Raw genomic sequence first — 23401 nt, 5'->3', positions numbered from 1 at the left:
TTTCTGACAACTATTTTTTGGAGGCATAGACTTGGCTAATCTCGAACCAATGAGAAAACCACCTGTGATGAGTGATTTGCTTGGCATCCTCAAACAACAAGGTCAAAGTGAAGAATTTGATGCAATTAAAATTGCACTCGCTTCACCCGATTTAATCCGTTCATGGTCTTATGGTGAAGTTAAAAAGCCTGAGACGATTAATTACAGAACTTTTAAGCCTGAGCGTGATGGTCTATTTTGCGCCAAAACATTTGGTCCAGTAAAAGACTATGAATGTTTATGTGGTAAATACAAGCGTCTCAAGCACCGCGGCGTTATTTGCGAAAAATGTGGTGTTGAGCTTGCTTTGGCAAAAGTACGTCGTGAAAGAATGGGACACATTGAACTAGCAAGCCCAGTGGCGCATATATGGTTCTTGAAGTCGCTTCCTTCCCGTATTGGTTTATTGCTAGACATGACTTTGCGTGATATTGAGCGCGTGCTTTATTTCGAAGCATTTGTTGTTGTTGATCCAGGCATGACAGAGTTAGAACGTGGTCAGCTTCTCAACGATGAAGTTTATTTAGATGCGATGGAACAGTATGGGGATGAATTCGATGCTCGTATGGGTGCCGAAGCCATTCGTGATTTGCTGCGACAAATCGATTTAGAAGAAGAAATTAAATCTCTTCGTGAAGAATTACCAACTACCAATTCAGAAACGAAGATCAAGAAAATTACTAAGCGATTAAAATTACTTGAAGCATTTTATGAGTCAGGGAATAAACCTGAATGGATGATCATGGATGTACTTCCTGTACTTCCACCCGATTTACGTCCTTTAGTTCCATTGGATGGTGGTCGTTTTGCGACATCAGATCTCAATGATCTTTATCGTCGAGTAATTAATCGTAATAATCGTCTAAAGCGTCTTCTGGATTTAAACGCTCCCGATATTATCGTACGTAATGAAAAACGTATGTTGCAAGAGTCGGTTGATGCGTTGCTGGATAATGGTCGTCGTGGTCGTGCAATAACAGGTACGAATAAGCGTCCATTAAAATCACTAGCAGACATGATTAAAGGTAAACAAGGTCGATTTAGACAAAACCTCTTGGGTAAACGGGTAGATTACTCTGGTCGTTCTGTAATCGTCGTTGGTCCTACATTGCGTTTGCATCAATGCGGGTTACCTAAAAAAATGGCTTTGGAATTATTTAAGCCTTTTATTTTTAGTAAGCTGGAATTTAGAGGTTTAGCTACTACGATTAAAGCAGCTAAAAAAATGGTTGAACGCGAAGATCCTGTCGTTTGGGATATTTTAGATGATGTAATCCGCGAGCATCCTATTCTTCTTAACCGTGCGCCGACATTACACCGTTTAGGTATTCAGGCATTTGAGCCGGTGCTTATCGAAGGTAAAGCAATTCAATTGCATCCGCTTGTTTGTACAGCGTACAATGCGGACTTCGACGGAGACCAAATGGCTGTGCACGTTCCTCTAACTTTAGAGGCACAGTTAGAAGCCCGCTCCTTAATGATGTCGACAAATAATATTTTGTCGCCAGCAAGTGGTGAACCAATTATTGTTCCTAGCCAGGACGTTGTTCTTGGTCTCTATTATTTGACTCGTGAACGAGTAAATGCACAAGGTGAAGGAAAAATATTTGCAAGCCCACAAGAAGCACAGAATTTCTACGAAGCTGGCTATGTTGATATCCATGCGAAAGTCAAAATTAGAATGTCTCGCGAAGATGCAGAAGGATATCATTTGGTAGAAACTACCGTTGGCCGAGCAATTCTTTCTGATATTTTACCAAAAGGTATGTCATTCTCCTTAATCAATAGAGCAATGACCAAGAAAGCAATTTCTAAGGTAGTTGACACCTGCTATCGTAAGTTTGGCTTAAAAGAGACGGTTATTTTTGCTGACCAACTAATGTATACCGGTTTTAAGTTTGCTACGAGAGCTGGTGCTTCCATTGGTATTGAAGATATGGAAATACCGGATGATAAAGCATCGATTATTGAGCAGGCTGACAACGAAGTGCGTGAAATTGAAGCTCAATATCGTTCTGGTCTGGTCACTAATGGTGAGCGATATAACAAAGTGATTGATATTTGGTCTCGAACCAATGAAATGGTTGCCAAATCGATGATGGCAAAAATCGCAACCGAAGAAGTGATTACCCGTGACGGTGAAACAACGCGACAAGAATCATTCAACCCAATCTTTATGATGGCTGACTCCGGAGCGCGGGGTTCTGCTGCTCAGATTAGGCAGTTGGCTGGAATGCGGGGATTGATGGCTGCGCCTGATGGCTCAATTATTGAGACGCCAATTACTGCAAACTTCCGCGAAGGACTGAACGTATTCCAATACTTTATTTCAACACACGGAGCACGTAAGGGTCTTGCCGATACAGCATTAAAAACGGCGAACTCAGGATATTTAACACGTCGTTTAGTCGATGTGGCTCAAGACGTCGTTATTACCGAAGATGATTGCGGTACTGAACATGGCATATTGATGCAGCCATTGATTGAGGGCGGTGATATCGTCGAACCATTACATGAGCGAGTATTGGGTCGTGTGGTGGCAGTTGACGTTTATATCCCCAATCAGGCTGAACCAATTGTTAGCGCCGGAACATTATTGGATGAGGATTGGGTAGAAAAACTAGAAAAATTTGGTGTTGATCAAGTTTTAGTTCGTTCCCCTATTACTTGCGAAACTCGCTTCGGTTTATGTGCTAAATGCTATGGACGTGATCTGGCACGTGGACACCTGGTGAATACTGGGGAAGCAGTAGGTATTATTGCAGCTCAATCAATTGGTGAGCCTGGTACTCAGTTAACCATGCGTACCTTCCACATCGGGGGTGCGGCATCAAGAGCTACGGCTGCTAATAACATTCAAATTAAGAACAAAGGTGTTATCCGTCTGCATAACATCAAGACGGTTTCACATGAAAATAGCAATTTAGTAGCTGTTTCGCGTTCAGGGGAAGTATCCATCGTTGATGATTTTGGGCGTGAGCGCGAACGCTATAAATTACCTTACGGTGCTGTTTTAACTGTCCATGACAACATGTCTGTGGATGCTGGACAAGTCATTGCAACATGGGATCCACACACTCACCCAGTTATTTCAGAAGTAAGTGGTAAATTAAAATTTGTTGACCTAATTGAAGGTTTGACAATGAATCGTCAAACTGACGAATTAACCGGTTTAAGTAATATTGTTGTTACTGATGCGAAACAACGCAGTTCACTCGGTAGAGATATGCGTCCTATGGTTAAACTCGTTGCAGATGATGGTGAAGATATTTACCTTGCTGGAACTAACGTTCCCGCACAGTACTATTTACCTGTTGATGCAATTATTAACTTTGAAGATGGGAGCACCGTAGGAGTAGGGGATGTTATTGCTCGTATTCCTCAAGAACGCTCTAAGACACGCGATATTACCGGGGGTCTTCCTAGAGTAGCTGACCTCTTTGAAGCTAGAAAACCAAAAGATGCAGCGGTTATGGCCGAAGTTTCTGGTTTGGTGAATTTTGGTAAAGAAACAAAAGGTAAACGCCGTCTGATAATTACTGCTTCAGAACATGAATACCATGAGGAATTAATTCCTAAATGGCGTCATATTTCTGTCTTTGAAGGTGAGCATGTGGAACGTGGTGAAGTGATTGCCGACGGCCCACTGAATCCTCATGACATACTACGCTTGCTTGGTGTTGGTGCACTCGCTAACTATATCGTTAATGAAGTTCAAGACGTATATCGTTTACAAGGGGTAAAAATTAACGACAAGCACATCGAAGTAATTGTTCGACAAATGTTGCGTAAGCGAGTAATAACATTTGCTGGCGATTCGAAATTCTTAGTCGGTGAGCAGATCGAAGAAAGTATCATGTTACAAGAAAACGATAAGCTTATTGCCGAAGGAAAAGAAGGGGCTCAAGGTACACCAATATTATTGGGTATTACCAAGGCTTCTTTAGCGACTGAATCCTTTATTTCAGCTGCTTCATTCCAAGAAACAACTCGTGTCTTGACAGAAGCTGCTGTTAGCGGAAAAGTCGATGATCTGCGTGGCTTAAAAGAAAACGTGATGGTAGGTCGCTTGATTCCAGCTGGAACAGGTTATGCCTATCATCAAGGCCGCAAGGCAAAGCGCGCAAAAGCTGCTGCTGCAGGAAGTGAGCATGGTACGCATACGGTGACTGCTAGTGATGTTGAACATGCATTGAGTGAAGCACTTAATGCTGATCACCATGATCATTAATGCAGGATCTATTAATAGCAGGTTTGAACTTGACAAACCTGCTGGACCTATATAGAATCCGGCCTCCTTATGCATTCGAAATATATACAAATAGTGAAAGTTCGGAGTTAAGAATAAATGGCTACTATTAATCAGTTAGTAAGAAAGCCTCGCGTGGATGCTAAAAAGAAAAGTAACGTCCCCGCATTGGAATCATGTCCACAACGACGTGGTGTTTGTACGCGTGTTTATACAACAACACCTAAAAAGCCTAACTCAGCTATGCGTAAGGTTGCTCGTGTTCGTTTGACAAATGGTTTTGAGGTAACATCCTATATCGGTGGTGAAGGCCACAACCTACAAGAGCACTCTGTTGTTCTAATTCGTGGTGGTAGGGTTAAAGACTTACCTGGTGTGCGTTATCACACTGTCCGCGGAAGTTTGGATACCTCTGGTGTTAACGACCGTAAACAAGGCCGTTCTAAGTACGGTACTAAGAAACCAAAAGATAAGAAATAATCTGATTGTAGGAACTAGACATGCCAAGAAGAAGAGAAGTCCCCAAACGCGAGATTTTGCCTGATCCTAAGCATCACAGTGAATTGCTCGCTAAGTTTATCAACGTATTGATGATCAGTGGTAAGAAGTCTATTGCTGAAAAAGTCATTTATGGCGCGTTAGAGTTATTAAACGACCGCGTAAAAAAGACTAAGAAAAGCGATGAAGAAGGTGAAGAAGGCAGTACAGGCTCAGCTGGTAGTGTTTTACGCTACTTTGAACAAGCACTTGATAATGTCCGTCCAACTGTTGAGGTAAGATCTCGTCGCGTTGGGGGAGCTACCTACCAAGTTCCTGTTGAAGTACGAACAGATAGAAGTATTGCATTAGGTATGCGTTGGATCGTACAAGCTGCTCGTTCTCGTGGCGAAAAAGGCATGATGCTTCGTCTCGCTGGCGAGTTAATGGATGCGTTTGAGAACAAAGGTTCTGCAGTTAAAAAGCGCGAAGATACTCACAAGATGGCAAAAGCTAACCAAGCGTTTGCGCATTTTAGATGGAACTAATAGAGAGGTAAGTCGTGACTACTCCACTAGAGCTATATAGAAATATCGGCATTGCCGCCCACGTGGATGCCGGGAAGACAACCACCACTGAGCGTGTGCTTTTCTATACTGGTATGTCACATAAGATCGGTGAAGTACACGACGGTGCTGCAACAATGGACTGGATGGTTCAAGAACAGGAACGTGGGATTACAATTACCTCTGCTGCAACGACTTGCTATTGGTCCGGTATGGATAAAAACTATCAACGTCATCGTATTAATATTATTGATACGCCAGGTCACGTTGATTTTATGATCGAAGTAGAGCGTTCATTGCGCGTACTTGATGGTGCAGTAGTGGTATTTGACTCTGTATCGGGAGTAGAACCACAATCTGAGACAGTATGGCGTCAATCTGACAAATACGGTGTTCCACGAATCGTGTTTGTTAATAAGATGGACAGAATGGGAGCAAATTTCCTGCGCGTGGTTGAACAAATTAAAAAGCGTTTAGGATCTAATCCTGTTGTTTTACAATTGCCTATTGGCGCCGAAGATTCATTTAAAGGGGTCATCGACCTCATTAAAATGAAAGCTATTCATTGGGATGAAGAATCTAAAGGTATGTCATTTGAATACAAAGATATTCCTGAAGAAATGTTGGCGCAATGCGAAGAATATCGAGCCATGATTATTGAAGCTGCTGCTGAAGCATCTGAAAAATTAATGGAAAAGTATCTTGAAGGTGAAGAATTTACCGAACAAGAAATTAAATCTTCTCTTCGTAAGCGTACAATTAATAATGAAATTGTTCCTGTATTCTGCGGTTCTGCATTTAAGAATAAGGGTGTTCAAGCTGTATTAGATGGTGTTGTTGAATACTTACCTTCGCCGCTTGATATTCCAGATATTCGTGGTGTAGATGAAGATGGTGAAGAAATTCACCGTAAAACTTCATACGATGAGCCATTTTCAGCATTGGCATTTAAAATTGCAACAGATCCTTTCGTTGGTACGCTCACCTATTTCCGAGCTTATTCTGGGGTTCTTAAGAGTGGTGATACAGTCTATAACCCAGTTAAAGGCAAAAAAGAGCGTATTGGCCGCTTATTGCAAATGCATGCTAACTCACGTGAAGAAATTAAAGAAGTTAGAGCTGGCGACATTGCTGCTGCAGTCGGTCTTAAAACAGTAACTACAGGGGATACGCTTTGTGATGTTGATCATGTTGTTACTTTAGAACGCATGGATTTCCCAGATCCTGTAATTGCAGTTGCAGTTGAACCTAGAACGAAGGCTGATCAAGAAAAAATGGGTATTGCCTTAGGCAAGCTGGCTCAAGAAGATCCGTCTTTTCGAGTTCACACTGATGAAGAATCTGGACAAACTATTATTCAAGGGATGGGAGAGCTTCACCTGGAAATTATCGTTGATCGGATGAAACGTGAATTTAACGTTGAAGCTAATGTTGGTAAGCCTCAGGTTGCCTACCGGGAAACGATTAAAACCGCTGTTGAACAAGAAGGTAAATTTGTTCGTCAATCAGGTGGTCGTGGACAATACGGTCATGTTTGGTTGAAAATTGAACCTCAGGAACCAGGTGCTGGTTATGAGTTCGTAAATGCTATCGTTGGTGGTGTCATTCCTAAAGAATATATCCCAGCGGTTGATAAGGGTGTACAAGAGCAACTACAAAATGGTGTTCTCGCTGGGTATCCTGTTGTTGATGTTAAGGTGACTTTGTTTGATGGTTCTTTCCACGAAGTCGATTCGAGCGAAATGGCATTTAAGATTGCTGGTTCTCAGTGCTTTAAGCAAGGTGCGTTGAAAGCTAAACCTGTATTACTTGAACCTATAATGCAGGTTGAAGTTGTTACCCCAGAAGATTACATGGGCGATGTAATGGGTGATCTTAACCGCCGAAGAGGTATGGTTCAAGGTATGGAAGACTCTCCTGCTGGAAAAGTAGTTCGGGCAGAAGTTCCTCTTGCTGAAATGTTTGGTTACGCTACCGATCTTCGTTCTGCTACTCAGGGTCGTGCAACATACTCTATGGAGTTTTCAAGATACGCAGAAGCGCCCACCAACATTGCTGAAGCAATTATTAAGAAACAATAAAAGTTAATGAGGTATTGAAAAATGGCGAAGGAAAAATTTGAGCGTAAAAAGCCGCACGTAAACGTGGGAACGATTGGTCACGTTGACCATGGTAAGACCACATTAACTGCAGCGATTACTACGATAATGGCAAAGAAATACGGTGGAACAGCGAAGGCGTATGATCAAATTGACGCTGCGCCCGAAGAGCGTGAGCGTGGTATTACGATATCGACTGCGCACGTTGAATATGAATCAGCAAACCGTCACTATGCCCACGTAGATTGCCCAGGTCATGCTGACTATGTTAAGAACATGATTACTGGTGCAGCTCAAATGGACGGAGCTATTCTGGTTGTGTCAGCAGCGGATGGTCCGATGCCCCAGACACGTGAACACATTCTGCTATCCCGCCAGGTTGGGGTACCTTACATTGTAGTGTTCATGAACAAAGCAGACATGGTAGATGACCCTGAATTGTTAGAATTAGTAGAGATGGAAGTTCGGGACTTGTTAAGCAGCTACGAATTTCCAGGCGATGATATTCCGATTGTTGTTGGTTCAGCATTGAAAGCATTGGAAGGGGACACGAGTGAAATCGGTGTGCCTGCTATCGAGAAATTGGTAGAGACGATGGATTCCTATATACCTGAGCCAGTAAGAAACATCGATAAGAGCTTCTTATTACCGATTGAAGATGTATTCTCAATCTCTGGACGCGGAACAGTAGTAACTGGTCGTGTTGAGAGTGGAATTGTTAAAGTTGGTGAGGAAGTTGAAATTGTAGGTATCCGTGATACTCAGAAGACAACTTGCACAGGCGTTGAAATGTTCCGTAAGCTTCTTGACGAAGGACGTGCGGGCGATAACGTCGGTGTGTTGCTACGAGGAACGAAGCGAGATGAAGTTGAGCGCGGCCAGGTATTGGCTAAGCCAGGTACAATCAAGCCTCATACCAAGTTTGAAGCCGAAGTATATGTTCTGTCAAAAGATGAAGGTGGTCGACATACTCCATTTTTTAATGGTTACCGTCCCCAGTTTTACTTCAGAACGACTGACGTGACTGGTTCATGTGAATTACCAAGCGGTATAGAAATGGTAATGCCAGGTGATAACGTCCAAATGACAGTTAGCTTGCATTCACCCATTGCTATGGACGAGGGATTGCGTTTCGCAATTCGTGAAGGTGGCCGCACAGTTGGTGCCGGTGTTGTCGCAAAAATCATTGAGTGAAGATAATGAGCAACAATCAAAATATTAAAATACGTCTTAAATCTTTTGACCATCGGCTAATTGACTCGTCAATTCGTGAGATTGTTGAAACAGCAAAACGTACTGGGGCACAATTACGTGGTCCAATACCTTTGCCCATTAAGAAAGAGAAATTTACTGTATTAATTTCGCCTCATGTGAATAAAGATGCGCGAGATCAATATGAATTACGTACTCATAAACGCCTGGTTGTTATTGTGCATCCTACAGAAAAAACTGTGGATGCACTCATGAAGCTTGATCTGGCTGCAGGAGTCGATGTACAGATTAGCCTTGATGACGAATAAGGTCTTATGGGCAAAGGTTATTAATGAGGTGTTAGAATGACGATTGGGTTATTAGGCCGTAAAATCGGTATGACACGGGTATTTACAGAGGATGGTATATCTATACCGGTTTCTGTGATTGAGGTGGTCCCTAACCGTGTATCTCAAATTAAGACGATGGATGCTGATGGTTATACAGCCGTACAGCTAACTGGTGGTGCGAAGAAGTCAAGCCATGTGAATAAACCACTTGCAGGGCATTTTGCCAAAGTGGAAATTGAAGCTGGCGATATGATGTGTGAGTTTCGTGTTGATTCAATCGACTCATTCACTGCAGGGCAAGTAATTTCTGTTCATGATATATTTAATGAAGGTGAATTAGTTGACGTGGCAGCAACTACAAAAGGTAAAGGGTTTGCAGGGGGCGTAAAACGTCACAATTTCCGTACTCAAGATGCTACCCATGGTAACTCACGTTCTCACCGTGTCCTTGGATCAATCGGGCAAAACCAAACTCCTGGTCGTGTATTTAAGGGTAAAAAAATGGCCGGACATTTGGGTAATGTACGTTGTACTACTCAAAACCTGGAAGTAGTTCGCGTTGATAAAGAACGTAATTTGCTTTTAATTAAAGGTGCTATTCCTGGCTGCCCTGGGGCAAGAGTTGAAGTAAAGCCCGCCGTTAAGAAGAAGGGGAGCAAATAATGGAACTTAAGACTAAAGACACCAATGCCCAAGTCAAAGTAAACGAAGAAGTATTTGGCTATGTTTACAATGAGGGACTAATTCATCAAGCGGTTGTTACCTTTATGAATAATGCCCGTAGTGGTAATAGTGCGCAAAAAACCCGTTCTGAAGTTAGAGGTGGTGGAAAAAAACCATGGCGTCAAAAAGGGACTGGTAGAGCAAGAGCTGGTACTATCCGCAGCCCAATTTGGCGTTCTGGTGGTGTGACTTTTGCTTCGAAGAAGCGCGATTATAGCCAAAAGATTAACAAAAAAATGTACAAACGTGCATTGCGTAGTATAATCTCCGAACTTCATCGTACTGGTAACCTTGTTGTTGTAAGTGATTTTCAATGCGAATCACATAAGACAAAAGATTTTATTAAAAAGATGAATGAGTTAGATTTGCAAAACGCTTTAATCGTTATGCATGAAGTAGGCGAACATGAGTACCTTGCTTCACGTAATTTAGTTCAATTTGATATTTGCGATGTTACGTCACTGGATCCAGTCAGTCTACTTCGTTTTGAAAAAGTACTGATGACAGAAGGTGCTGTTAAGAGTTTAGAGGAGCAGTTACAATGAATGCTGAACATATATTGATGGTTCTGCGTGAACCGCATACCTCTGAAAAAGCAACTGTGATGGCTGACAAGTATAAGCAGTTTACATTTAAAGTATTAAAGACAGCTACTAAGCAAGAGATTAAACAAGCTGTAGAACATATGTTTAATGTCAAAGTAAAATCTGTATCTGTTATGAATGTAAAAGGGAAAAGAAAACGCTTTAAACAATTAAACGGTAAACGTAGTGATTGGAAAAAAGCATTTGTTTCTCTTCAAGAAAATTACGATATCGACTTTACTGTGACTGAATAAGGCAGATTAAGATGGCATTATTAAAATCTAAACCAACTTCACCTGGGAAACGTGGTGAAATTCGAGTCGTCCATCATAATATCCATAAGGGACAGCCCTATGCTGGTCTTGTTGAGAAATTAAATAAAACTGGCGGGCGAAACAATCAAGGCCGAATCACTGTTCGTCATATCGGTGGTGGTGTTCGTTCAAAATACCGTATAATTGATTTCAAAAGGAACAAAGATGGTATTGAAGCAAGAGTAGAAAGATTGGAATACGATCCAAATCGTTCAGCTTTAATTGCTTTAATTGTTTACAAAGATGGCGAACGACGTTACATTATTGCACCCACCGGATTGGAGGCGGGTGATATCATTGTTAGTGGAGAAGACTCTCCTATCAGTAATGGTAACTGTTTACCGCTGAGAAACATTCCAGTTGGTACTACGATTCATTGTGTTGAGCTAAAACCTGGTAAAGGCGCTCAAATGTTAAGAAGTGCTGGTTGTAGCGGTCAAATCGTTGCTAAAGAAGGCACCTATGCAACATTAAAGCTGCGTTCTGGTGAAATGCGCAAAGTTTTAAGTTCTTGTAGAGCTGTTATTGGCGAAGTAAGCAACAGTGAACATAGTTTGCGTGCTCTTGGTAAGGCTGGTGCAAAACGTTGGCGGGGAATAAGGCCCACTGTTCGCGGTGTTGCTATGAACCCTGTAGACCATCCACATGGTGGAGGTGAAGGTCGTACATCAGGTGGCCGTCATCCGGTAACTCCGTGGGGTATTCCCACTAAAGGGTACAAAACGCGCAGTAATAAACGTACTGATCGTTTTATCGTCAGAAGACGTAAGAAGAAATAATTAGCTAAGAGGATATCAAGGTGGCACGTTCTATAAGAAAGGGTCCTTTTGTCGATCATCACCTAATCAAAAAAGTTGAAGTGGCGATCGAAACTAAGTCCAAAAAACCAATTAAAACTTGGTCTCGGCGCTCAACAATTGTACCTGAGATGATTGATCTCACAATTGCAGTACATAATGGTAAAGATCATGTTCCAGTTTATATTACTGACAACATGGTTGGCCATAAACTAGGTGAGTTTGCCATGACTCGTACGTTCAAAGGTCATTCTGGTGACAGAAAGGCCAAAGGCAAGTAAGAGGCAATGATGGAAGTAACAGCAAAATTAAGAAATGCACCGCTTTCTGCTCAAAAGGGCAGATTGATCGCTGATATGATTCGTAAGATGAATGTTTCTAACGCTATTGACGTTTTGAAATTTACTCCCAAGAAGGGTGCTGGTCTAATGCTAAAATTATTGGAATCTGCTATTGCTAATGCAGAAAACAATAATGGTGCTGATATCGATGAATTGAAAGTGGGTGTGGTTTGTGTAGATGAGGCAGCAACTTTAAAAAGAATTAGTCCACGTGCTAAAGGTCGTGCTAATCGCATCTGTAAGCGTACTTGCCACATCACAATTAAAGTATCTGACGAGGAATAGCAATGGGACAGAAAGTAAACCCTATAGGTATCAGATTAGGCATCGTTCAAGATTGGAATTCCAAGTGGTATGCTAGTAAAAACTATGCTCAACTTCTCAATCAGGATATTAATCTTCGAAAATATTTGAAGAAAAAGCTCATGGCTGCTGCTGTGAGTAAAATCCGTATTGAACGTCCTGCCAGTAATGCAGTGGTTACTATTCAAACTGCTAGACCAGGTGTGATCATTGGTAAAAAAGGCGGCGGTATTGAAGCCTTAAGAAGTGAAATCGCATCTAAATTAGGTGTTCCAGTTCACTTAAATATCGAAGAAGTTCGTAAGCCTGAGCTGGATTCAACTTTGGTTGCTGAAGGTATTGCTCAACAATTAGAGCAGCGCGTAATGTTTAGACGTGCAATGAAAAGAGCTGTGACTTCTGCAATGAAGGCCGGTGCAAAGGGAATTAAAATTTGCGTAAGCGGCCGATTAGGCGGTGCTGAAATTGCTCGTAGTGAATGGTACCGCGAAGGACGGGTTCCTCTACATACTTTCCGTGCCGATGTTGATTATGGTACTGCTGAAGCCAAGACCACTTATGGAATCATAGGTGTTAAAGTATGGATCTTCAAAGGAGAAATTCTCCCACAGAAGAATCGTAATGCAGAAAGCGGTAAGTAAGTGAGGAATTACAGTCATGTTACAGCCTAAACGTACGAAATATCGTAAGCAAATGAAGGGCCGAAACCGAGGTTTGGCTCAGAGAGGTTCTACAGTAAGTTTTGGTGAGTTTGGTTTAAAGGCCGTTGAACGAGGCCGTTTAACTGCAAGACAAATCGAAGCAGCACGTCGCGCTATGACTCGTCATATTAAGCGTGGTGGAAAAATCTGGATTAGAGTTTTTCCAGATAAGCCAATTACTCAAAAACCTCTTGAAGTTAGACAAGGTAAAGGTAAGGGTAGCGTTGAATATTGGGTTGCTCAAATTCAACCAGGTAAAATTTTATTCGAGATGGAAGGTGTAAGTAGAGAATTGGCTATGGAAGCATTTGATTTAGCCAAGGCAAAACTACCCTTCAAAGTAATATTTGAAGAGCGCAAGGTGATGTGATGAAAGACATTAAAGAGTTAAGAGAATTAACAGCTGATGAATTGCAAACCGAGCTACTCTCCTTACGTAAAGAACAATTTAACTTGCGCATGAAAAAGGCGAATGGCACTTTAGATAAATCTCATTTTATTACTAGAGTTAGAAAAGCTATTGCTCGAGTTAAAACAGTTATGACTGAGAAGGTAGGAAAGCGTCATGTCAAATAGTGAAACAAATGCTAGAACCATAGTTGGGAAAATTGTTAGTGACAAAATGCAAAAGACTGTTGTTGTTATGGTTGAGCGTACTGTGAAACATCCCAAATATGGAAAAATCATGAAGCGTCGAACCAAGCTTCACGCGCATGATGAAAATCAAATTGGTAAAATTGGAAATATAGTAAGAATTCGCGAATCTCGACCACTCTCTAAAATGAAAAGTTGGGTACTAGTAGAAGTAATTTCCTAATATTCATTTGATTACTTTTAAATTAGGAAGAGGCCTGATATAATCAGCAGCCTTTTTCTGGTCGAATTTAGAGCTGGAGAATAAAATGATACAAATGCAGACTGTGCTCGATGTTGCAGACAACAGCGGAGCACGTAAAGTGATGTGTATCAAAGTGCTTGGTGGTTCACACAGACGCTACGCTCGTGTCGGTGATGTAATTAAAGTAAGCATTAAAGATGCAATACCACGTAGCAAAGTAAAAAAAGGTGCGGTAATGAGAGCCGTTGTGGTAAGAACTAGTCAAGGTGTACGCCGAGATGATGGTTCACTTATTCGCTTCGATGGCAATGCTGCGGTACTTTTAAATAACCAAAATGAGCCTATAGGTACACGTATATTTGGACCTGTAACTCGTGAGCTAAGAGAGCGGTTTATGAAAATCATTTCTCTGGCTGCTGAAGTATTGTGAGAAGGATTAGTTATGAAGCGTATTAGATCAGGTGATACAGTAATCATTACCACTGGCAAGAGTAAAGGTCACATCGGCAAAGTATTGAAGGTTTTTGCTGAAAGTCTCGTGGTTGAAGGTGGCAATATGATTAAAAAACATATGAAGCCAAATCCACAGCTCAATCAGCCAGGTGGAATTGTTTCGCGCGAAGCACCACTGCATGTATCAAATGTTGCCATATATAATCCCGTATCTAAAAAGGCGGATAAAGTAGGGTTCAAATACCTTGAAAAAGATGGTAGAAAGCACAAGGTTCGTTATTTTAAATCAAATGACGAAGTTATTGATCTTGTCTGATTAGGTGACGGAAATGGCTAGACTTAAAGATATTTATAAAAAAGATATAGTGCCAATGATGGTAAAACGTTTTGGCTACAAAAGTATTATGGAAGTCCCCAAAATTTTAAAGATTACTTTGAATATGGGGGTGGGTGAAGCAGTCGGTGATAAAAAGATTATGAATCATGCTGTTGAAGACATGACATTAATCGCTGGGCAAAAGCCAGTTATCACGAAAGCTAAAAAATCTTTAGCGGGTTTTAAAATTCGTGAAGGTTGGCCAATTGGATGTAAAGTTACATTAAGACGTGAACGTATGTATGAGTTTCTTGATCGTCTTATTACAATTGCTCTTCCTCGCGTGCGTGATTTTCGTGGTTTAAACCCAAAATCTTTTGACGGAACTGGTAACTATAGCATGGGAATCCATGAACAATTGGTTTTTCCCGAAATAGATTTTGATAAAACTGATGGTATTCGTGGTTTGGATATTTGTATAACTACTAGTGCCAAAACTAATGAAGAAGCGAAGGCCTTGTTAGAAGCGTTCAACCTGCCTTTGAAAGACAGAGATAAACACTAGAAAAGGGTAATACTGTGGCTAAAAAATCAATGCTCGCTCGCGAGAACAAGAGAGCTAAACTTGTCGCAAAATATGAAGCGCGCAGGAAAGAACTGAAAGTTTTAATTAAATCGTCAAGTGATTTTGAAGCGATAATGGATGCACAAGCTAAGTTAGCTAAACTTCCAATCAATTCTAATCCAGTGCGACATAGCACACGTTGCCAGCAATGTGGGCGTCCGCATGCTGTTTATCGTAAATTCGGCCTTTGCAGAATTTGTCTAAGACAGCAGCTAATGACCGGTAATGTTACTGGTGGTCGCAAATCCAGCTGGTAAATTTTATTCTATGGAGAACAACTGTGAGTATGCATGATCCTGTTGCTGACATGTTGACTAGAATTCGTAATGGTCAGCAAGCTAAACATCAGAGCGTAACTTTAAATTCATCTAAGTTGAAAGAAGAAATAGCTAGGGTGTTAAAAGAAGAAGGTTATATATTAGATTATAATATTGAACCTCTAGAAAATAATCTTAAATCTATTACGTTACAATTGAAGTACTACCATGGTAGACCTGTAATTGAGCGTATTTTGCGTATTAGTCGCCCTGGTTTAAGAGTTTACAAATCATTTAAAGATTTACCCTCAATCCCTGGTTTTGGTGTTGCAATTCTTTCTACCTCTAAAGGTGTGATGACTCATATAGCAGCTAAAAAACAAGGTGTTGGCGGCGAAGTTCTTTGTGAAGTGGCCTAATACTTGAGAGGAATAATATGTCTAGAGTAGCAAAAGCCCCGATTCATCTGCCTGCAAATGTTGAGCTCGCTATAGGAAAGGATACTTTAACAGTAAAGGGACCTAAAGGTTCTTTAGTTCAACATTATAATAAGCTGGTTAGCGTCACTAAGTCCGAAGATAACAACAGCAAGATACTTTTTAAGCCTGCCTCTAACGATCCCAACGCATGGGCTCATGCAGGAACAGTGCGTGCTTTAGTTAATAATATGGTTAAAGGTGTTACCACTGGTTTTGATTTAACATTAGAATTAGTTGGCGTTGGATATCGTGCGCAAGCAAGCAACAAAGCAGTAACTTTATCGTTAGGATTTTCACATCCTGTTGAATATAGTTTGCCTCAAGGTGTTACAGTTGAAACACCAAACAACACAACGATTATTATTCGCGGTATAGATAAGCAATTGTTAGGACAAGTTGCCTCTGAAATTCGTGGATTTAGGCCACCTGAGCCTTACAAAGGTAAGGGCGTTAGATATGCAGGCGAAATTATTATTCGTAAAGAAGCCAAGAAGAAATAAGGTGTAAGAGATGAAGAATAAAGAGAAAGCCCGCACAAGACGCGGTTTAAAGGCGAAAGCCATTCATCGCCGTAATCCGGAAAAAGCAAGACTTGTTGTGTACAGAAGCAGTACTCACATTTATGCCCAAATCGTTGTCCGCGGCGAAAACGGAGATGTGGTGAGCGTATCTTCATCTACTGTGGATAAGGAGCTTAAATCTAAGCTTTCCGGAACCAAAGTAGAAAGAGCCTTTGAGGTTGGTAAATTGTTAGGCCAGCGAGCGAAGGATAAGAAAATTGAGAGCGTTTCTTTTGATCGTGCTGGTTATAAATACCACGGTAGAGTTAAAGCTTTAGCCGACGGCGCTCGAGAAGCTGGTTTGATTTTTTAAGGAACGGTTATGGCATTTGATGAAATTCAAAAAAGTGACGGATACCAAGAAAAATTAGTATCTGTAACACGTACAGCCAAAGTAGTAAAAGGTGGGCGTGTGTTTGGCTTTGCCGTGTTGGTAGTAGTTGGCGATGGTAAAGGAAAAGTTGGATTCGGTCGTGGTAAGGCGAGAGAAGTTCCTATTGCAATTCAAAAAGCAATGGATCAAGCAAGAAAGAATATGACCTATATTCCATTGGCTGGCAAAACAATTCATCATGAAATTACTTGGAACTATGGTGCTTCTAAAGTATTTATGAAACCAGCGAGTGAAGGTACAGGTATTATTGCTGGTGGCGCAATGCGAGCTGTACTTGAAGTTTTGGGTGTACAAAATATTTTGGCAAAAAGTATTGGTTCAACCAATCCTAGCAACATTGTGCGAGCTACAATTAATGCGCTTACTAATATCGGTACACCCGACTATGTGGCTGCTAAGCGTGGCAAAACAGTTGCAGAAGTTATGGCGGAATAATAATGAGCAAGAAAATCAAAATTACTTTGGTAAAAAGCGTTATCGGACGTAAACCAAAGCACATTGAAGTTGTAAAACAACTTGGTTTGGGCAAATTGAATAGCTCTGTAATTCAGCAAGACAATCCTTCTATCAGAGGATTGATTAATGTTGTGAATTATTTAGTACAAGTTGAGGAGTGTGCATAATGAATTTGAATACACTGTCTCCAGATCCCGGTTCAAGACCAGGCAAGAAACGTCTTGGGCGTGGAATTGGTTCTGGCCTAGGAAAAACCTCTGGAAAAGGCCATAAAGGACAAAAAGCTCGTGCTGGTGGGTTCCACAAGATTAACTTTGAAGGTGGACAAATGCCTATTCAGCGACGTCTTCCTAAAATGGGCTTCAAATCTCGTGTTGCACGTACAATTGATCAAGTGACTTTAGATGAGTTGGCTTCTTTAAATGTTGAGAGTATTGATCTCGAAGCGTTGAAGAATGCTGGTTTAGTCGGTAAATCAATTCGTGAAGTAAAGGTTATTCTTTCCGGGGAAGTAAGTGCTCCCTTGAAATTAAAGGGTCTGCGTGTTACTAAAGGTGCACGTGCAGCAATCGAACAAGCTGGCGGCAGTATTGAAGAGTGACTATGAATAACCAGAGACAAACATCAGGCCAATCCCGCGGCGGGTTGGCAGAATTAAAATCAAGGTTGTTATTCGTTATCATAGGCATATTAGTCTATCGATTAGGTGCACATATCCCTGTGCCTGGCTTGGATCCTCAAAAATTAGCTAATTTTTTTGGTGAGCAGCAAAATACAATTTTTGGTTTGTTCAATATGTTTTCTGGGGGCGCTTTATCGCGTGTTACGGTATTTGCGATAGGAATTATGCCCTATATTTCTGCCTCTATTATTATACAGCTATTTTCGGTTGTATCGCCTAAACTGGAACAACTGAAAAAGGAAGGTGAGTCAGGACGCAGGAAAATTAATCAATATACTCGCTACCTGACATTGCTTTTAGCCATTTTCCAATCATTAGGAATGGCAAGATGGCTTGCTGGGCAGCAAATTGCAATGCATGCAGATATATTCTTTTATTTTACTGCTGTGGTTACTTTAGTAACGGGAACAATGTTTCTAATGTGGCTCGGTGAGCAAATAACAGAAAAAGGTGTTGGTAATGGGATCTCGCTGATTATATTCTCAGGAATTGTTTCCAGCATGCCTAATGCCATTGCTTCCGTCTTTCAACAAGTTAAAGAAGGACAGATGCAGGCATTAACCTTACTTTTAGTTGCAGTAATTGTTGTCTTAGTTACGGGCTTTGTCGTTTTTATGGAAAGAGCGCAACGTCGGATTAGAGTTAACTACGCTCAACGCACTCACGGTCGCAAAGTATATGCGGCTCAAACCAGTCATTTACCTTTAAAGATTAATATGTCTGGTGTGATACCCCCTATTTTTGCATCGAGTATTATTTTACTGCCAGCGACACTTGCCCAATTCTTTGCTAAAGGAAAAGGAATGGATTGGTTGGCTGATATTGGTATGGCTCTGTCTCCTGGTCAACCGCTTTATCTAATTATTTATGCTGTTGCTATCTTGTTTTTTGCATTCTTTTATGCGGCTTTAGTATTCAATCCAAAGGATACTGCTGACAATTTAAAGAAATCTGGAGCTTATATACCTGGTATTCGTCCTGGTGAACAAACGACTCGATATATTGACTCAGTAATGACACGTTTGACTCTAGTCGGTGCAATTTACTTAGTATTGGTTTGTTTATTGCCGCAGATTTTAATGTATACCTGGCACGTGCCTTTTTATTTTGGTGGAACTTCGCTGTTAATCATTGTTGTTGTGATTATGGATTTTGTAGCTCAAGTACAAGCTCATCTGATGACGCAGCAGTATGATTCTTTGATGAAAAAAGCCAATTTTAGAGGGACCAAATTGCCTGGTCTTTTATGATTATTATCGGAGTTTTTAATGAAAGTTAGAGCATCAGTAAAACGACTCTGTCGTAACTGCAAAATTATTAAGCGTAATGGAACTATCCGCGTTATATGCAAAGATGCACGGCATAAGCAAAAGCAAGGATAAAAATCCTTGCTTGATTTTGGTTCATTATAATAGTATTCTTCTGTCCCTTTCTGGCAGAGCAAAAAATAACGTTCGGAGAGACTAATGGCTCGTATTGCAGGTGTTAATATACCAGATCACAAACATATCGTGATTGCGCTTACGTCGATTTATGGGATTGGCAAAACAACAGCAATTAATTTATGTAAAACAGTAGGAATCGAGACGTCAACAAAGGTGTCTCAATTGTCTGAAGAAAAGCTTGAAGCCTTGCGTACAGAAATTGCAAAAATGACTGTAGAAGGTGATCTACGCCGTTCTGTAACTATGAATATTAAACGGCTAATGGATCTTGGTTGCTATCGTGGACTTCGTCACCGCCGTGGTTTGCCATTACGAGGACAGCGTACAAAGACAAATGCTCGTACTCGAAAAGGTCGCCGTAAAGCTAGCAATATCTAATTTATATGTAGGAAAAAAAGATGGCAATAAATAAGGCAAAGCAGCAAAAAGCAAGAAAGAAGGTAAAACGTGTTGTTTCTGATGGTATCGTCCATATACACGCTTCTTTTAATAATACCATTGTAACGTTTACTGACCGCCAAGGTAACGCCTTATGTTGGGCAACTGCGGGTGGCTCTGGTTTCCGTGGTTCTAGAAAAAGTACTCCTTATGCTGCACAGGTTGCTACTGAGAGAGCTTCAGCCGTTGCAAAAGAATATGGCATGAAATCGGTAGCAGTATTTATTGATGGTCCTGGACCAGGTCGTGAATCAACCATTCGTGAACTGATTTCACAGGATTTTAAGATTGTAGAAATAACCGATGTAACTGGCATACCTCATAATGGTTGTAAGCCACCTAAAAAACGTCGCGTATAAAAGTTCAGGAGTTCTTAATGGCTAGATATCTTGGTCCAAAATGTAAATTATCACGTAGAGAAGGTACAGATTTATACCTCAAGAGTGGTGTTCGTGATCACAAGTCCAAATGTAAAGCTGAAAAGCTTCCTGGACAACATGGTGCTAATAAGCCACGTTTAAGTGATTATGGAATTCAGTTACGTGAAAAACAAAAAATCAGACGTTTATATGGTATATTGGAAAAACAATTCCATAACTATTATAAAAAAGCTGCTCGTCAAACTGGTTCTACTGGTGAAAACTTGATGATCCTGCTCGAAAGACGACTTGATAATGTTGTTTATCGTATGGGTTTTGCAAGTACTCGCGCTGAAGCCCGCCAGTTAGTTGCACACAAGGCTGTGTTGGTAAATGATGAAGTTGTAAATATACCATCTTATTTAGTTAAGCCTGGTGATGTGGTTTCCATCCGTCAGAAGGCAAAGGGGCAAGGCCGTATTCAAGCTGCTGTTGCACTTTCTGAGCAAAGAGCTCCTTGTGATTGGCTGACTGTTGATTCAAGTGCTTTTAAAGGTACATTTACAACTGCGCCTACACTAAATGATTTATCAGCATATTATAACGTAAATTTAGTTGTAGAACTTTACTCTAAGTAAGCTCGGAGACAAACCGAATGGACATACATGAAATGATGACACCATCTGTGCTTAAAGTAGATGCTAAGTCGCCTTACCACTCACGAGTCGTACTTGAGCCTTTAGAGCGTGGTTATGGTCATACGCTTGGCAATGCTTTAAGACGAATACTTTTATCATCTATGCCTGGCTATGCGATTACAGAAGTGGCAATTGATGGTGTATTACATGAATACAGCACAATTGAGGGTGTTCAAGAAGATGTTGTAGACATCCTCTTAAACTTAAAGCAGGTTGCTATCAAACTTACCACAGGAAGAGAAGCAGTTTTAACTTTAAGTAAACAAGGTCCATGTCAGGTAACTGCAGGTGATATTCAATTGACCCATGGTCAGGAAATCGTTAACCCTGAATTAGTTATTGCCACTTTAAATGAAAATGGCAAGTTAAATATGACATTGAAGGTTGAAAAAGGTGTCGGATTCCATTCAACGGATTCTTTTGTACGTAGTTTCGATGAAGAAATTGAACAAAAATCTGTTGGTAAATTAAAACTCGATAATACTTTTTCACCTGTCAAGAAAGTTGCCTATTTTGTTGATAGTGCTCGCGTTGAGAATAGAACTGACCTTGATAAGTTAACTATTGATTTAGAAACTGATGGTACACTTGATCCAGAAGAAGCCATTCGTATCTCTGCATCTATATTGCAACGTCAATTACATGCATTTGTGGATATGAAGTTTGAAGAGTCACGCTCTGACAATAAGGAGCGAAATGATTTCGATCCGATTTTGTTGAGACCTGTTGATGATCTGGAATTGACCGTTCGCTCAGCTAACTGTCTCAAAGCAGAAAATATTTATTATATTGGTGACTTGGTTCAAAAGACGGAAAATGAACTGTTGAAGACACCAAATCTAGGTAAGAAATCTCTCACTGAAATTAAAGACGTACTTGCTTCACGCTCTTTATCTTTGGGAATGAAGCTTGAAAATTGGCCGCCAGCAAATCTTGGCGAGTAATATTTAGGAGTTTGTCATGCGTCACCGTAATTCAGGCCGTAAATTTAGCCGCACAAGTAGCCATAGAAAAGCGATGTTTTCAAACATGTGTACATCACTTATTGAGCATGAGTTGATTAAAACTACATTGCCAAAGGCAAAAGAGCTACGTCGCTATATCGAGCCTTTAATCACAGTAAGTAAACAAGATTCTGTCGCTTCAAGACGCTACGCATTTGATAGATTGCGTTCAAAAAGTGCAGTTGGAAAATTATTCACCACTTTAGGTCCTCGTTATGTTGAGCGCCCTGGTGGATATGTTCGAGTTTTAAAATGTGGTTATCGTGCAGGCGATAATGCACCTATGGCTATTGTTGAATTGGTTGATAGACCAGTTGATAATACTGAAGACTAGTCTATAGATATAAAAAACCCGCTGAAGCGGGTTTTTTTATATCTATAAAAATGATTTTTCTTAAAAAGGCAAAGCAAATAGTCTAAATGAACTGTACCTTTAAGACAGCAAAATAATCTTGCCATGTATCAATGTGGTGAATAGTCCTACCAGCACTCCTACTCTATTTAAATATAATTTACCTGCACTGATGACCATCAACAACGGTTATTAATAACTAACAAGCTTGTGCATCGGCTGATGCCCGCGGTATTCAAGCTTCCTCATTATCTGATACTCCTTGCTAACGTCGTCACATTCCATGGATGTAAGCAATTAGAGTTAAAAGAAAATCATAGGCTGATGTTGTATGTAAACCATGAAGCTCTGCAATGCAAAAGGAAATAAAGGATTAAATTGAGGTTTTGGATATGGAGAAAGGGTATTCAGTGAACGAAACAAGTGGGATTGTCATTTTGGTCAAAAATTTTCAGACACTTATTGCTCTTTGGAATGAAGTTTTCCTTTTACATTATAAAAATCATTTTCATTATCTAAGGGAATGATTTCCCTTGAAGCTTAAACTGAATACCATTTTAATTCTAATACAGAACTCTTTGAGTGATGCACCATTATATTTGCAAAATTCAAAATCTTTTAAAGACAGTAGCTATGCTTCTTTGATTTAAGCAGCTTGCACTTTCTAGGATATATATAGCCAGTCACCTTACCTTGATGAGGTAGCTCATCAAGGTAAGTTAGTAAAAAATAGGTATAGTCGGGAGTCTACTACATTACAATTAAAATGGAATATCGTCATCAAGTTCATCAAAAGCATCTTGTGCTGCTTGAGCTGTTTGCGGTTTACGATTCATCGCTTGTTGCGGGGCAGCAGCCACTGAAGATGGTGGCATTTCATCAAAACTTGAAGAGCCTGCTTTAGCATCCAGCATCTGGATATCACTGGCAACAATTTCAGTAGTATAGCGATCTTGCCCCTGTTGATCTTGCCACTTACGGGTACGTAAACTGCCTTCGATGTAAAGTTTAGAACCTTTGCGCACGTATTCACCAGCAATTTCACCCAGGCGGTTAAAACATACAACGCGATGCCATTCGGTTCGTTCTTGTTTGTCTCCTGTTTGCTTATCCTTCCATGTTTCACTGGTAGCAAGTGATAGAGTTGTTACGGCATTGCCATTTGGCATGTAGCGAACGTCGGGGTCGACACCCACATTGCCTATCAAGATTACCTTATTAATCCCACGGGCCATGATATTCTCCTGTATGCGAAAGTTAGAGCGGAATTATAACTAATCTAATAGCAATTGCGTAGGGAGATGAAAGATT

34 protein-coding genes are annotated in these 23401 nt (G+C 40.7%); 33 read left to right on the top strand and 1 reads right to left on the bottom strand.

Annotated features, from left to right (window positions below):
- Window positions 1-67 precede the first annotated feature (67 nt).
- The 33 genes from rpoC (at window position 68) to rplQ (ending at window position 22072) form a co-directional block, all read left to right on the top strand.
- Window positions 68-4270, top strand: coding sequence for a DNA-directed RNA polymerase subunit beta' (gene rpoC / locus PXX05_RS12080; RefSeq protein WP_275090510.1), 4203 nt, complete (start codon window positions 68-70; stop codon window positions 4268-4270).
- Window positions 4271-4387: 117 nt separating this feature from the next.
- Entirely contained in the window at window positions 4388-4768 is a 381-nt protein-coding gene (gene rpsL / locus PXX05_RS12075) for a 30S ribosomal protein S12 (protein WP_045098305.1), read from the top strand.
- Between the two features lie 20 nt (window positions 4769-4788).
- Window positions 4789-5313, top strand: a complete 525-nt coding sequence (rpsG, locus tag PXX05_RS12070; protein WP_275088457.1) for a 30S ribosomal protein S7 — start codon at window positions 4789-4791, stop codon at window positions 5311-5313.
- Between the two features lie 14 nt (window positions 5314-5327).
- Entirely contained in the window at window positions 5328-7412 is a 2085-nt protein-coding gene (gene fusA, locus PXX05_RS12065; protein ID WP_275088456.1) for an elongation factor G, read from the top strand.
- Window positions 7413-7433: 21 nt separating this feature from the next.
- On the top strand, window positions 7434-8624 hold the full coding sequence (gene tuf, locus PXX05_RS12060; protein WP_275088455.1) for an elongation factor Tu: 1191 nt from the start codon (window positions 7434-7436) through the stop codon (window positions 8622-8624).
- Window positions 8625-8629: 5 nt separating this feature from the next.
- Complete coding sequence (gene rpsJ, locus PXX05_RS12055) at window positions 8630-8950, top strand: 30S ribosomal protein S10 (RefSeq protein WP_028373277.1); 321 nt, start codon at window positions 8630-8632, stop codon at window positions 8948-8950.
- A 36-nt stretch (window positions 8951-8986) separates the two neighbouring features.
- Window positions 8987-9634 carry a 50S ribosomal protein L3 gene (gene rplC / locus PXX05_RS12050; RefSeq protein ID WP_275088454.1) on the top strand — a complete coding sequence of 216 codons (648 nt, stop codon included), beginning with the start codon at window positions 8987-8989 and terminating at the stop codon, window positions 9632-9634.
- Entirely contained in the window at window positions 9634-10239 is a 606-nt protein-coding gene (rplD, locus tag PXX05_RS12045; RefSeq protein WP_275088453.1) for a 50S ribosomal protein L4, read from the top strand. Before rplC ends, rplD begins: the two co-directional genes overlap by 1 nt.
- On the top strand, window positions 10236-10532 hold the full coding sequence (gene rplW, locus PXX05_RS12040) for a 50S ribosomal protein L23 (RefSeq protein ID WP_275088452.1): 297 nt from the start codon (window positions 10236-10238) through the stop codon (window positions 10530-10532). Before rplD ends, rplW begins: the two co-directional genes overlap by 4 nt.
- A gap of 11 nt (window positions 10533-10543) precedes the next feature.
- Entirely contained in the window at window positions 10544-11371 is an 828-nt protein-coding gene (gene rplB, locus PXX05_RS12035) for a 50S ribosomal protein L2 (protein ID WP_275088451.1), read from the top strand.
- Window positions 11372-11391: 20 nt separating this feature from the next.
- Window positions 11392-11670, top strand: a complete 279-nt coding sequence (rpsS, locus tag PXX05_RS12030) for a 30S ribosomal protein S19 (protein ID WP_058442800.1) — start codon at window positions 11392-11394, stop codon at window positions 11668-11670.
- Window positions 11671-11679: 9 nt separating this feature from the next.
- Window positions 11680-12015 carry a 50S ribosomal protein L22 gene (gene rplV, locus PXX05_RS12025; RefSeq protein WP_275090509.1) on the top strand — a complete coding sequence of 112 codons (336 nt, stop codon included), beginning with the start codon at window positions 11680-11682 and terminating at the stop codon, window positions 12013-12015.
- A gap of 2 nt (window positions 12016-12017) precedes the next feature.
- On the top strand, window positions 12018-12674 hold the full coding sequence (gene rpsC, locus PXX05_RS12020; protein ID WP_275088450.1) for a 30S ribosomal protein S3: 657 nt from the start codon (window positions 12018-12020) through the stop codon (window positions 12672-12674).
- A 16-nt stretch (window positions 12675-12690) separates the two neighbouring features.
- Window positions 12691-13104, top strand: a complete 414-nt coding sequence (gene rplP, locus PXX05_RS12015) for a 50S ribosomal protein L16 (protein WP_275088449.1) — start codon at window positions 12691-12693, stop codon at window positions 13102-13104.
- A complete protein-coding gene (rpmC, locus tag PXX05_RS12010) occupies window positions 13104-13310 on the top strand; it encodes a 50S ribosomal protein L29 (protein ID WP_275088448.1) in 207 nt (68 codons plus the stop codon). The genes rplP and rpmC overlap by 1 nt, the downstream gene beginning before the upstream one ends.
- Window positions 13300-13551 carry a 30S ribosomal protein S17 gene (gene rpsQ / locus PXX05_RS12005; protein ID WP_275088447.1) on the top strand — a complete coding sequence of 84 codons (252 nt, stop codon included), beginning with the start codon at window positions 13300-13302 and terminating at the stop codon, window positions 13549-13551. The genes rpmC and rpsQ overlap by 11 nt, the downstream gene beginning before the upstream one ends.
- Before the next feature lie 85 nt (window positions 13552-13636).
- Window positions 13637-14002: a 50S ribosomal protein L14 gene (rplN, locus tag PXX05_RS12000; protein WP_028373288.1), complete on the top strand. Its 366-nt coding sequence runs from the start codon at window positions 13637-13639 to the stop codon at window positions 14000-14002.
- 12 nt (window positions 14003-14014) lie between these two features.
- Window positions 14015-14341, top strand: a complete 327-nt coding sequence (gene rplX / locus PXX05_RS11995) for a 50S ribosomal protein L24 (protein ID WP_275088446.1) — start codon at window positions 14015-14017, stop codon at window positions 14339-14341.
- A 13-nt stretch (window positions 14342-14354) separates the two neighbouring features.
- Window positions 14355-14906 (top strand): 50S ribosomal protein L5, encoded by a 552-nt coding sequence (rplE, locus tag PXX05_RS11990; protein ID WP_275088445.1) that lies wholly within the window; start codon window positions 14355-14357, stop codon window positions 14904-14906.
- A 14-nt stretch (window positions 14907-14920) separates the two neighbouring features.
- A complete protein-coding gene (gene rpsN, locus PXX05_RS11985; protein ID WP_275088444.1) occupies window positions 14921-15223 on the top strand; it encodes a 30S ribosomal protein S14 in 303 nt (100 codons plus the stop codon).
- Window positions 15224-15252: 29 nt separating this feature from the next.
- Window positions 15253-15642 carry a 30S ribosomal protein S8 gene (gene rpsH / locus PXX05_RS11980; RefSeq protein ID WP_476737580.1) on the top strand — a complete coding sequence of 130 codons (390 nt, stop codon included), beginning with the start codon at window positions 15253-15255 and terminating at the stop codon, window positions 15640-15642.
- A gap of 17 nt (window positions 15643-15659) precedes the next feature.
- On the top strand, window positions 15660-16202 hold the full coding sequence (gene rplF, locus PXX05_RS11975) for a 50S ribosomal protein L6 (RefSeq protein WP_275088442.1): 543 nt from the start codon (window positions 15660-15662) through the stop codon (window positions 16200-16202).
- Between the two features lie 10 nt (window positions 16203-16212).
- On the top strand, window positions 16213-16575 hold the full coding sequence (gene rplR, locus PXX05_RS11970; protein ID WP_275088441.1) for a 50S ribosomal protein L18: 363 nt from the start codon (window positions 16213-16215) through the stop codon (window positions 16573-16575).
- Window positions 16576-16584: 9 nt separating this feature from the next.
- Complete coding sequence (gene rpsE / locus PXX05_RS11965; protein WP_275088440.1) at window positions 16585-17091, top strand: 30S ribosomal protein S5; 507 nt, start codon at window positions 16585-16587, stop codon at window positions 17089-17091.
- A gap of 2 nt (window positions 17092-17093) precedes the next feature.
- On the top strand, window positions 17094-17279 hold the full coding sequence (rpmD, locus tag PXX05_RS11960; protein ID WP_275088439.1) for a 50S ribosomal protein L30: 186 nt from the start codon (window positions 17094-17096) through the stop codon (window positions 17277-17279).
- Window positions 17279-17713, top strand: a complete 435-nt coding sequence (rplO, locus tag PXX05_RS11955) for a 50S ribosomal protein L15 (protein ID WP_275088438.1) — start codon at window positions 17279-17281, stop codon at window positions 17711-17713. The genes rpmD and rplO overlap by 1 nt, the downstream gene beginning before the upstream one ends.
- A 2-nt stretch (window positions 17714-17715) precedes the next feature.
- Window positions 17716-19044: a preprotein translocase subunit SecY gene (secY, locus tag PXX05_RS11950; RefSeq protein ID WP_275088437.1), complete on the top strand. Its 1329-nt coding sequence runs from the start codon at window positions 17716-17718 to the stop codon at window positions 19042-19044.
- Window positions 19045-19062: 18 nt separating this feature from the next.
- Window positions 19063-19176, top strand: a complete 114-nt coding sequence (rpmJ, locus tag PXX05_RS11945; RefSeq protein WP_081778074.1) for a 50S ribosomal protein L36 — start codon at window positions 19063-19065, stop codon at window positions 19174-19176.
- 84 nt (window positions 19177-19260) lie between these two features.
- Entirely contained in the window at window positions 19261-19617 is a 357-nt protein-coding gene (gene rpsM, locus PXX05_RS11940; RefSeq protein ID WP_275088436.1) for a 30S ribosomal protein S13, read from the top strand.
- Between the two features lie 20 nt (window positions 19618-19637).
- Window positions 19638-20036, top strand: coding sequence for a 30S ribosomal protein S11 (rpsK, locus tag PXX05_RS11935; RefSeq protein WP_058442783.1), 399 nt, complete (start codon window positions 19638-19640; stop codon window positions 20034-20036).
- 17 nt (window positions 20037-20053) lie between these two features.
- Window positions 20054-20674 carry a 30S ribosomal protein S4 gene (gene rpsD / locus PXX05_RS11930; protein ID WP_275088435.1) on the top strand — a complete coding sequence of 207 codons (621 nt, stop codon included), beginning with the start codon at window positions 20054-20056 and terminating at the stop codon, window positions 20672-20674.
- A gap of 17 nt (window positions 20675-20691) precedes the next feature.
- Entirely contained in the window at window positions 20692-21678 is a 987-nt protein-coding gene (locus tag PXX05_RS11925; RefSeq protein WP_275088434.1) for a DNA-directed RNA polymerase subunit alpha, read from the top strand.
- 16 nt (window positions 21679-21694) lie between these two features.
- Complete coding sequence (gene rplQ, locus PXX05_RS11920; RefSeq protein WP_275088433.1) at window positions 21695-22072, top strand: 50S ribosomal protein L17; 378 nt, start codon at window positions 21695-21697, stop codon at window positions 22070-22072.
- Window positions 22073-22851: 779 nt separating this feature from the next.
- Here rplQ and ssb read toward each other — a convergent pair.
- Window positions 22852-23325, bottom strand: coding sequence for a single-stranded DNA-binding protein (ssb, locus tag PXX05_RS11915; protein ID WP_275088432.1), 474 nt, complete (start codon window positions 23323-23325; stop codon window positions 22852-22854).
- Window positions 23326-23401 lie beyond the last annotated feature (76 nt).

This window comes from Legionella cardiaca (assembly GCF_029026145.1).
In the GTDB taxonomy this organism is placed as follows: domain Bacteria; phylum Pseudomonadota; class Gammaproteobacteria; order Legionellales; family Legionellaceae; genus Tatlockia; species Tatlockia cardiaca.
The sequence above is the reverse complement of the archived record's forward strand: the minus strand, read 5'-3'. Positions and strand labels throughout refer to the sequence as shown.